This window comes from Longimicrobiaceae bacterium, from assembly GCA_035936415.1.
Lineage (GTDB): Bacteria > Gemmatimonadota > Gemmatimonadetes > Longimicrobiales > Longimicrobiaceae > JAFAYN01.
In genome coordinates this window covers 1-8,911 of sequence record DASYWD010000210.1, presented here as the reverse complement: position 1 = coordinate 8,911, position 8,911 = coordinate 1, and the positions used below count along the sequence as shown (strand labels likewise).

Annotated in this window: 19 protein-coding genes; all 19 read left to right on the top strand. The window is 68.2% G+C overall.

The annotated features are described in order from the left end of the window. The coding region (gene tuf, locus VGR37_08360) for an elongation factor Tu (protein ID HEV2147403.1) at positions 1–297 on the top strand (297 nt) is incomplete at its 5' end. 94 nt (positions 298–391) lie between these two features. Beyond that, positions 392–700 (top strand): 30S ribosomal protein S10, encoded by a 309-nt coding sequence (rpsJ, locus tag VGR37_08355; protein ID HEV2147402.1) that lies wholly within the window; start codon positions 392–394, stop codon positions 698–700. Between the two features lie 10 nt (positions 701–710). Next, entirely contained in the window at positions 711–1,334 is a 624-nt protein-coding gene (rplC, locus tag VGR37_08350; protein ID HEV2147401.1) for a 50S ribosomal protein L3, read from the top strand. 9 nt (positions 1,335–1,343) lie between these two features. Then, positions 1,344–1,991 (top strand): 50S ribosomal protein L4, encoded by a 648-nt coding sequence (gene rplD, locus VGR37_08345; GenBank protein HEV2147400.1) that lies wholly within the window; start codon positions 1,344–1,346, stop codon positions 1,989–1,991. After that, positions 1,984–2,274 (top strand): 50S ribosomal protein L23, encoded by a 291-nt coding sequence (rplW, locus tag VGR37_08340; protein HEV2147399.1) that lies wholly within the window; start codon positions 1,984–1,986, stop codon positions 2,272–2,274. Before rplD ends, rplW begins: the two co-directional genes overlap by 8 nt. 2 nt (positions 2,275–2,276) lie before the next feature. After that, the gene (gene rplB, locus VGR37_08335) at positions 2,277–3,119 is read left to right on the top strand and encodes a 50S ribosomal protein L2 (GenBank protein ID HEV2147398.1); all 843 of its coding nucleotides are present in this window, start codon (positions 2,277–2,279) and stop codon (positions 3,117–3,119) included. Between the two features lie 212 nt (positions 3,120–3,331). Continuing rightward, positions 3,332–3,619 (top strand): 30S ribosomal protein S19, encoded by a 288-nt coding sequence (gene rpsS, locus VGR37_08330; protein HEV2147397.1) that lies wholly within the window; start codon positions 3,332–3,334, stop codon positions 3,617–3,619. Positions 3,620–3,647: 28 nt separating this feature from the next. Beyond that, complete coding sequence (gene rplV, locus VGR37_08325; GenBank protein ID HEV2147396.1) at positions 3,648–3,998, top strand: 50S ribosomal protein L22; 351 nt, start codon at positions 3,648–3,650, stop codon at positions 3,996–3,998. A gap of 3 nt (positions 3,999–4,001) precedes the next feature. Further along, positions 4,002–4,664 carry a 30S ribosomal protein S3 gene (rpsC, locus tag VGR37_08320; protein HEV2147395.1) on the top strand — a complete coding sequence of 221 codons (663 nt, stop codon included), beginning with the start codon at positions 4,002–4,004 and terminating at the stop codon, positions 4,662–4,664. A 13-nt stretch (positions 4,665–4,677) separates the two neighbouring features. Next, entirely contained in the window at positions 4,678–5,124 is a 447-nt protein-coding gene (gene rplP / locus VGR37_08315; GenBank protein ID HEV2147394.1) for a 50S ribosomal protein L16, read from the top strand. Beyond that, positions 5,121–5,351, top strand: a complete 231-nt coding sequence (rpmC, locus tag VGR37_08310) for a 50S ribosomal protein L29 (protein ID HEV2147393.1) — start codon at positions 5,121–5,123, stop codon at positions 5,349–5,351. Before rplP ends, rpmC begins: the two co-directional genes overlap by 4 nt. Further along, positions 5,351–5,635 (top strand): 30S ribosomal protein S17, encoded by a 285-nt coding sequence (gene rpsQ / locus VGR37_08305; protein ID HEV2147392.1) that lies wholly within the window; start codon positions 5,351–5,353, stop codon positions 5,633–5,635. The genes rpmC and rpsQ overlap by 1 nt, the downstream gene beginning before the upstream one ends. Positions 5,636–5,708: 73 nt before the next feature. Then, entirely contained in the window at positions 5,709–6,077 is a 369-nt protein-coding gene (gene rplN / locus VGR37_08300) for a 50S ribosomal protein L14 (GenBank protein HEV2147391.1), read from the top strand. 8 nt (positions 6,078–6,085) lie between these two features. Further along, the gene (rplX, locus tag VGR37_08295) at positions 6,086–6,403 is read left to right on the top strand and encodes a 50S ribosomal protein L24 (protein ID HEV2147390.1); all 318 of its coding nucleotides are present in this window, start codon (positions 6,086–6,088) and stop codon (positions 6,401–6,403) included. A gap of 101 nt (positions 6,404–6,504) precedes the next feature. Next, positions 6,505–7,095, top strand: a complete 591-nt coding sequence (gene rplE, locus VGR37_08290; GenBank protein ID HEV2147389.1) for a 50S ribosomal protein L5 — start codon at positions 6,505–6,507, stop codon at positions 7,093–7,095. Positions 7,096–7,114: 19 nt separating this feature from the next. Beyond that, complete coding sequence (locus VGR37_08285; protein ID HEV2147388.1) at positions 7,115–7,300, top strand: type Z 30S ribosomal protein S14; 186 nt, start codon at positions 7,115–7,117, stop codon at positions 7,298–7,300. Positions 7,301–7,426: 126 nt separating this feature from the next. Beyond that, on the top strand, positions 7,427–7,819 hold the full coding sequence (gene rpsH / locus VGR37_08280) for a 30S ribosomal protein S8 (protein HEV2147387.1): 393 nt from the start codon (positions 7,427–7,429) through the stop codon (positions 7,817–7,819). Between the two features lie 16 nt (positions 7,820–7,835). Further along, positions 7,836–8,375 carry a 50S ribosomal protein L6 gene (rplF, locus tag VGR37_08275; protein ID HEV2147386.1) on the top strand — a complete coding sequence of 180 codons (540 nt, stop codon included), beginning with the start codon at positions 7,836–7,838 and terminating at the stop codon, positions 8,373–8,375. 52 nt (positions 8,376–8,427) lie between these two features. Next, entirely contained in the window at positions 8,428–8,808 is a 381-nt protein-coding gene (gene rplR, locus VGR37_08270; GenBank protein HEV2147385.1) for a 50S ribosomal protein L18, read from the top strand. The last annotated feature ends 103 nt before the right edge of the window (positions 8,809–8,911 follow it).

The following is an 8,911-nucleotide window of genomic DNA, read 5'->3' as shown; positions in this document are numbered from 1 at the left end:
AAGACCATCACGCCGCACACGAAGTTCAAGGCCGAGGTCTACGTGCTGACGAAGGAAGAGGGGGGGCGGCACACGCCGTTCTTCAACGGCTACCGGCCGCAGTTCTACTTCCGCACGACGGACGTGACGGGGACGGCCAACTTGCCCGAGGGGGTGGAGATGGTCATGCCGGGCGACAACGTGCAGATGAGCGTGGAGCTGATCACGCCCATCGCCATGGAGAAGGAGCTGCGCTTCGCCATTCGCGAGGGCGGCCGCACCGTCGGCGCCGGCGTCGTCACCGAGATCGTCGAGTAAAGCCGGTTGGCGGACCCGGCGCGGCGCCCTATGGCGTCGCGCCGGCCGCTTGTCACGAGGCTTACAGAAACCGTCAACCGAGCTTGAAGGACACATGGCTGGCAAGATCCGTATCCGGCTGAAGGGCTTCGATCACGCGGTGATCGACCAGACCACGGCCGACATCGTCCGTACCGCGGAGAAGACCGGCGCCACCGTCAGTGGCCCGATCCCGCTCCCGACCCGCGTGCAGCGGTGGACCGTGCTCCGGTCCCCCCACGTGGACAAGAAGAGCCGCGAGCAGTTTGAGCTGAAGACGCACAAGCGCGTCATCGACATCCTCGACTCGCGCCCGCAGACCGTCGACGCCCTCACCAAGCTGGATCTCCCGGCGGGTGTGGACGTCGAGATCAAGGTGGACTGAGGAGGACGCGATGTCTGGAATCATCGGAAAGAAGCTGGGCATGACCCAGCTGTTCGACGCGACCGGCGCCGTGGTGCCGGTGACCGTCGTCGAGGCGGGCCCCTGCCCGGTCGTGCAGGTCCGCACCCAGGAGAAGAACGGCTACCAGGCCGTGCAGCTCGGGTTCGGCGCGCGCAAGGCGACCCGGGCCACCAAGGCCGAGCTCGGCCACGCCACCAAGGCGGGTCTGGAGAGCGCCCCCGTGGTGCTTCGTGAGTTCGACTTCGGCGGCGACACGACCCCGGCGGTCGGCGAGAACGTCACCGTCGAGCAGTTCGAGGTGGGCGCGAAGGTGAAGGTCACCGGCACCACCAAGGGCCGCGGCTTCCAGGGCGTGATGAAGCGCCACGGGTTCGGCGGCGGGCGCGCCTCGCACGGCGCCACCCGCATCCACCGGGCCCCTGGCTCCATCGGCGCGGGCACCAACCCGTCCCGCGTCATCAAGGGGAAGCGGATGCCCGGCCAGATGGGGAACGTGCAGCAGACCGTGCGCAACCTCCGGGTCGCCAAGGTCGACGCCGAGCGGAACCTGATCTACATCCGCGGCGCCGTGCCGGGCCCGGTGAACGGGTTCGTCTTCATCACGAAGCAGTAAGGGGGAGAGATGCTGAGCGCACGTTACTTCAGCGCAGCCGGCGAGCCGGGCGACGCCGTCCAGCTCCCCCAGGAGCTGTTCGACGGCGTGGTCCACGAGGCCGTGCTGCACCAGGTGATCAAGGCTCACCTGGCAAACCGGCGGCAGGGAACCGCCGCGACCAAGACCCGCGGGATGGTCTCCGGCGGGAACAGCAAGGTGTGGCGGCAGAAGGGGACCGGGCGCGCGCGCCAGGGCTCCATCCGCGCCCCGCACTGGCGGGGCGGCGGGATCGTCTTCGGTCCGAGCCCGCGCTCGTACAACCAGGACATCCCCAAGAAGGTGAAGGCGCTCGCCCGCCGCTCGGCGTTCAACACGCGCGCGCAGGCCGAGCAGGTCACCGTGATCGAGCGCTTCGACCTGGACGCGCCCAAGACGCGCCGGGTGGCCGAGCTGTTCGGGAAGATCGGAGTGGCCGGCAAGAAGGTGCTCGTCCTGACCGACGGGATCAACAACACGCTGTTCCTGTCGGTGCGCAACCTCCCGAACGTCCGGGTGATGCCGCTCCGCGAGGCCTCGGCGTACGACGTGATGACCGCCAACGAGCTGGTGATCGAGTCCGCCGCCCTGCAGTCCGCGGGCGTCGGCGCGGAGACCGAGGAGGTGGTGAATGCGTAGCATCCATGACGTGATCGTGCGGCCGCTGCTCACCGAGAAGTCCACGGACCAGCTCGACAAGCACAACGCCTACACCTTCGTCGTCTCCAAGGACGCCAACAAGATCGAGATCGCGGGCGCGATCGAGAAGCAGTTCGGCGTGAAGGTGAAGGACGTCCGCACCATGCGGTACGCGGGGAAGGACCGCCGCGTCGGCAAGTACGTCGGCCGCCGTCCGTCCTGGAAGAAGGCAGTGGTCACCCTCCAGGAGGGCGACACCATCGAGATCTTCGAGGGAGTCTGAAGATGCCGACCAAGCAATTCAAGCCGATGACTGCCGGGACCCGCTTCCGGCAGATCAGCGACTTCGCCGAGGTCACCCACAAGGGGCGCCCGGAGAAGGGGCTGACCGAGGCGATCACCAAGTCCGGCGGGCGGAACCACCACGGGCACGTCACCCTGCGCCGCCGCGGCGGAGGGCACAAGCGCCTGTACCGGATCGTCGACTTCAAGCGCAACAAGCACGGCGTCAAGGCCCGCGTGGAGCGCATCGAGTACGATCCGAACCGGACCGCCAACCTGGCGCTCCTGGTGTACGAGGACGGCGAGCGCCGGTACATCCTGCACCCGCGCGGGCTGAGCGTCGGCGACGTGGTGGAGTCCGGCACCGGCTCCGATATCAAGGTGGGGAACTCGCTCCCGCTTGCGGAGATCCCGCTGGGCACCACGGTGCACAACGTGGAGATCCGCCCGGGGAAGGGCGCCCAGATGGCCCGCTCCGCGGGCGCCGGGGTGCAGATCGTGGCGAAGGAGGGTGAGTACGTCACCCTGCGCATGCCCTCCACCGAGGTCCGCCTGGTCCGCCGCGAGTGCGTGGCGACCGTCGGCCAGGTGGGGAACGTGGACCACGAGAAGCAGTCCATCGGCAAGGCCGGCGCGAACCGCTGGCGCGGCAAGCGCCCCAAGGTCCGCGGCGTCGCCATGAACCCGGTGGACCACCCGCTGGGCGGCGGCGAGGGGAAGACGTCGGGCGGCCGTCCGCCGGTCTCGCCCTGGGGCCAGTCCGAGGGCGTGAAGACCCGGAAGAACAAGAAGGCTTCCAACAAGTTCATCGTCCGCGGCCGCAAGCGCGGCCGGGCGACCAAGTAGGGCGTCGCCCCGCGAGGGGCGCCACAGGAGGCCTGCGAGCAGCGATCCGTCCGTCCCGCTCCGGCGGGGTGGACGGATTGCTGATCGTTTGTTAGGTTTACTGGCTGTGCCGCGAACGGGCTTCGCGGCATGTCGCGTCCACCACTGGACACCAAGTGGACCTTGCTCCCGGCATGGGGCCGGGGGCGAAGCTAAGAGCGAGAGCAGAACATATGCCGAGAAGTCTCAAGAAGGGGCCCTTCATCGAGGAGAGCCTCCTCAAGAAGGTCCGGCAGATGAACGAGCGGGGCGAGAAGCGCGTGGTCAAGACCTGGTCGCGCAGCTCCACCGTCACCCCCGAGTTCATCGGCCACACGCTCGCGGTGCACAACGGGAACAAGTTCATCCCCGTGTACCTCACGGAGAACATGGTCGGGCACAAGCTCGGCGAGTTCGCCCCCACCCGCATGTTCCGCGGGCACGGCGGCAAGCTGGCCGACAAGCGCGCGCGCGCGCGTTAGCCCACACGAGCGAAAAGGAGACAGACAGATGCAAGCTCGTGCAATGGCCAAGAACGTCGGGATGTCGCCCCGCAAGATGCGGCTGGTCGTCGACCTGATCCGCGGGCGGAGCGTGAACGAGGCGTACTCCATCCTGAAGTTCTCCAAGAAGGCCGCCACCACTCCCATCGAGAAGGCGCTCCGCTCCGCCGTCGCCAACGCGCAGCAGAAGGCCGACGCGCAGGGCACCTTCCTCGACGTGGACGACATGGTCGTCCGTGAGGCGTTCGTCAACGAGGGTCCGACGATGAAGCGGTTCTCTCCGCGCGCCATGGGCCGCGCGACGCCGATCATGAAGCGGTCCAGCCACCTCACCATCATCGTCGACGAGAAGGAGTAAGCCGTGGGACAGAAGACCCATCCGAGAGGGTTCCGGCTCGGGATCGTCGCTCCCTGGAAGTCCCGCTGGTACGCGGAGCGCGACTTCCCGCGGCTCCTCGTCGAGGACGAGACGATCCGGAAGTACCTGAACCAGCGCCTGGGGCACGCGTCGATCGCCGAGGTCGAGATCGAGCGCAAGCCCGGAAAGGTCATCGTCACCGTCCACACCGCCCGTCCGGGCGTGGTGATCGGCAAGGGCGGCTCCGAGGTCGACAAGCTGCGTGACGAGCTGGGCCGGCTGACCAAGACCAACGAGGTCGCGATCAACGTCGAGGAGGTGAAGCGCCCCGAGGTGGACGCCCAGCTCGTCGCCGACAGCATCGCGCACCAGCTCGTCCAGCGGGTCTCCTTCCGCCGCGCCATGAAGCGCTCCGTGCAGAACGCGATGCGCGCCGGGGCGGAGGGGATCAAGATCCAGGTCGGCGGCCGCCTGAACGGCGCGGAGATCGCGCGCTCCGAGAGCTACAAGGAGGGGCGCATCCCGCTCCAGACCCTTCGCGCGGACATCGACTACGCGCAGTCCACCGCGCGCACCACGTACGGGACCATCGGCGTGAAGGTATGGGTGTTCAAGGGCGAGGTGGTGGAGAACCGCCGCGGCCGCACCTACTCCAGCGACGCCTGAGGAGGACTAGAAGATGCTTGCCCCTAAGCGAGTAAAGTACCGTAAGCAGATGAAGGGCCGCATGCGGGGGAAGGCGACCCGCGGCAACTTCGTTGCCTTCGGCGACTTCGGCCTGCAGGCGATGGAGCCGGGCTGGATCACCAACCGCACCATCGAGTCGGCCCGTATCGCCATGACCCGCCATATCAAGCGTGGCGGCAAGGTCTGGATCCGGATCTTCCCCGACAAGTCGCTGACCAAGAAGCCGCTCGAGGTCCGCATGGGCAAGGGGAAGGGTAACCCGGAGTTCTGGGTGGCCGTCGTCAAGCCCGGCCGGATCATGTTCGAGCTGGAGCACTCCAACCGCGAGATGGCGCGCCGGGCCCTGGAGCTCGCCGCGGCCAAGCTCCCGGTGAAGTGCAAGATCGTGGAGCGGGAGAAGCCCGCCGTCGCCGCCGCGGTCGAGGGAGGTGAGGGATGAAGTCCGCACGCAGCCGCGGCACCGACGCCGAGACCCTCCGCGGGATGAGCGTCGAGGACCTGGAGGCCCGCGCCGAGCAGCTCCGCGAGGAGCAGTTCCGGCTCCGCTTCCGGGCCGCCACGACCCAGCTGGAGAACCCCATGCTGGTGCGTGACATCCGGCGCGACATCGCGCGCATCAACACCATCCTGCACGAGCGGCAACATTCCGGCGAGGGCGCACGCTGATGAGCGAGAACGAGAACACCCAGGGCCAGGAAGAGCGCGGCCGCCGCAAGTCGCGGGTCGGCACCGTCGTCTCCGACAAGATGGACAAGACGGTCGTCGTCACCGTGGAGCGCCGCTTCCCGCACCCGCTGTACGGGAAGCAGATGACCCGCAGCAAGAAGTTCCACGCACACGACGAGAACAACGAGTACCACGTCGGCGACGTGGTCCGCATCGTCGAGACGCGCCCGCTGAGCAAGCTGAAGCGCTGGCGGGTCGCCGAGGTGATCGAGCGCGCCAGATAACAGCCGCCGGGGGAGGGGAGGGCCGCACGGCCCGGCTCCTCCCCGCAGGCGTTCCGAATCCTGAGGGGAAGACATGATCCAGCAAGAATCGATCGTCAGGATCGCGGACAACAGCGGCGCGAAGCGGGCGCTGGTGATCCGGGTCCTCGGCGGCAGCAAGCGGCGCTACGCCCGCATCGGCGACATCGTCGTCGTGGCGGTGAAGGACGCGCTTCCGGACGGGACCGTCAAGAAGGGCGACGTCGCCAAGGCGGTGGTGGTCCGCACCACCAAGGAGATGCGGCGCAAGGACGGGTCGTACATCCGCTTCGACGAGAACGCCGCCGTCATCATCAACAACGAGGGCGAGCCCCGCGCCACCCGCATCTTCGGGCCGGTGGGGCGTGAGCTCCGCGAGAAGCGCTTCATGAAGATCGTCTCGCTCGCCCCGGAGGTGCTCTGATGGCGAAGATGAAGATCCGCAAGGGCGACCGGGTGAAGGTCATCAGCGGCAACTACAAGGGGCACGAGGGCACCGTCCTTCGCGTCGAGCCGGACAAGAACCGCGTCGTCGTCCAGGGGGCGAACCTGCGCAAGCGCCACATGCGCCCGTCGCAGACCAACCCCGAGGGCGGCATCGTGCAGTTCGAGGCGCCGGTGCACGCGTCCAACGTGATGCTGGTCGATCCCGGCACCGGCGAGCCGACCCGGGTCCGCGCGCAGGTGAACGGGGACGGGAGCAAGGACCGCGTCGGCGTCCGCTCCGGCAAGGTGATCCCCAAGGCGTGAGCAGGCCCGCGGGCGCCGCTGCGGCGCCCGCGTCGTACACGGCGAGACCGCCCCCCCGGGCACGAGGCCGCGGCGGGATACGGAACGCGAGGAGATGAAGAATGGCCAATGAGAACGGAAGCAGGGCGAAGCCGCGCCTGCAGCGCTACTACGAGGAGCAGGTCCGCGGCCGGCTGCAGAGCGAGTTCGGGTTCAAGACCCCCATGCAGGTGCCCCGGCTGGAGAAGGTCGTCATCAACGTCGGGATGGGCGAGGCCAACAAGAACCCCAAGCTCCTCGACGCCGTCGTGGCCGAGCTGGGGCTGATCACCGGCCAGAAGGCCGTGGTCACCCGCGCCAAGAAGGCGATCTCCAACTTCAGCCTGCGCGAGAACCAGCCGGTCGGCGCCTCGGTCACGCTCCGCCGCGAGCGGATGTACGAGTTCCTCGACCGCCTGATCAACGTGGCGATGCCGCGCATCCGCGACTTCCGCGGCGTATCCACCCGCTCCTTCGACGGGCGCGGGAACTACACGATGGGCGTGAAGGAGCAGCTGATCTTCCCGGAGATCGAGTACGACAAGGTCGAGCGGATCCACGGGATGGACATCACGATCGTGACGTCCACCGACAGGGACGACGAGGCCGTGGCGCTCCTGCGGGAGATGGGCATGCCGTTCCGGGGTGCCTCTCCGGTCCTGGTCGAGGCGTAACTTTCAAAGGCGATACATCATGGCACGCAAGGCCCTGATCGAGAAGGCGAACCGGAAGCCCAAGTTCGGTGTACGCGCGTACAACCGCTGCAACCGCTGCGGCCGGCCCCGCGCGTTCCTGCGCAAGTTCGGGCTCTGCCGGATCTGCTTCCGTGAGATGGCGCTCCGCGGGGAGATCCCCGGGGTTCGCAAGGCGAGCTGGTAGGACCCGGCAACAGCCGGCCGACAGGGCGCAGCGCCCGGAGGGACACCCCTCCCGGACCGCGCCCCACATTTCCATTCACTTCCTACGAGTCCGGCGTCCCGCCGGATACTATAGGAGAGGAGCTTCATGGTGACGGATCCGATTGCGGACATGCTCACGCGCATCCGCAACGCCCATCTCGCGCGGCACCGCCGAGTCGACATCCCGGTTTCCAAGCTGAAGATCGAGCTCGCTCGCCTTCTCAAGGACAACCACTACGTCCACGACTTCAAGCTTCTGGACGACGGCAAGCGCCAGGTCCTGCGCCTGTACCTGAAGTACTACCAGGACAAGCCGGTGATCCGCGAGCTGCGCCGGGTGTCCAAGCCCGGGCTGCGCAAGTACGTCGGCGTGCAGGAGATCCCGCGGGTGCGCAACGGCCTGGGCATGGCCGTGCTTTCCACCTCGCGCGGCGTCATGACCGACAGTGAGGCGCGGGCCGCCAAGGTAGGCGGCGAGCTCCTCGCCATCGTCTGGTAAGGAGAGCGAGGAAACGATGTCGCGTATTGGAAGAAGGCCGATCACAGTCCCCGCCGGGGTGGACGTCGCTCTCGACGGCGCCACCATCCGGGTCAAGGGCCCCAAGGGCGAGCTCGCCCGCACGCTCAACTCCGCGATCGAGGTCCGCCGCGACGGCGACCAGATCCTGGTGGAGCGCCCGTCCGACAGCCCCGAGCACCGCTCGCTGCACGGGTTGACCCGGACCCTCGTGGCGAACATGATCGAGGGGGTCACCACCGGGTTCAAGAAGACGCTCGAGATCGTGGGCGTCGGGTACCGCGCCGAGAACAAGCCCTTCGGGCTGACGCTGGCGCTCGGCTACTCGCACCCCGTCGACTACAAGGCCCCGGAGGGAATCGAGCTCCGCGCCGTCTCGCCGACCGTGGTCGAGGTGACGGGCTCGAACAAGGAAGTCGTCGGGCAGGTCGCGGCCGAGATCCGGTCGCTCCGGCCGCCCGAGCCGTACAAGGGCAAGGGCGTGAAGTACCAAGGCGAGGTGATCCGCCGCAAGGCCGGCAAGGCGGGCGGGAAGTAATCCCGGCCGGCGTGCGCGGGTCATCGTATAGTCACACTTACGGAACCGACTGATGGCAAGGACAAAGATCAAGACGCGCCGGGACCGCCGCCTGCGGCGGCACCGCCGCGTCCGTGGAAAGGTCAACGGCACGGGGGAGCGTCCCCGCCTGGTCGTCTACCGCTCCCTCAACCACGTCGAGGGGCAGCTGGTGGACGATGTCCAGGGGAAGACGCTCGCCGGGCTTTCGACCGTCGCCCCCACCCTCCGCGAGCGGAAAGCCGCCGAGGGGCTGAGCAAGACCGACCTGAGCCGGGCCGCCGGAAAGGCGCTCGCCGAGAAGGCGCGCGAGCTGGGGATCACGAGCGTGGTCTTCGATCGCGGCGGCTACCTGTACCATGGCCGCGTCAAGGCCTTCGCGGAGGGCGCCCGCGAGGGCGGCCTCGAGTTCTAGGAGGAAGCAGATGGCTGAGAACAGGCAGGGCGGCGGCGGCCGCGGCGGTCAGGGCGGCGGGCGGGGCGGCCAGGGCGGCGGACGCGGCCCGGGCGGCTTCGGC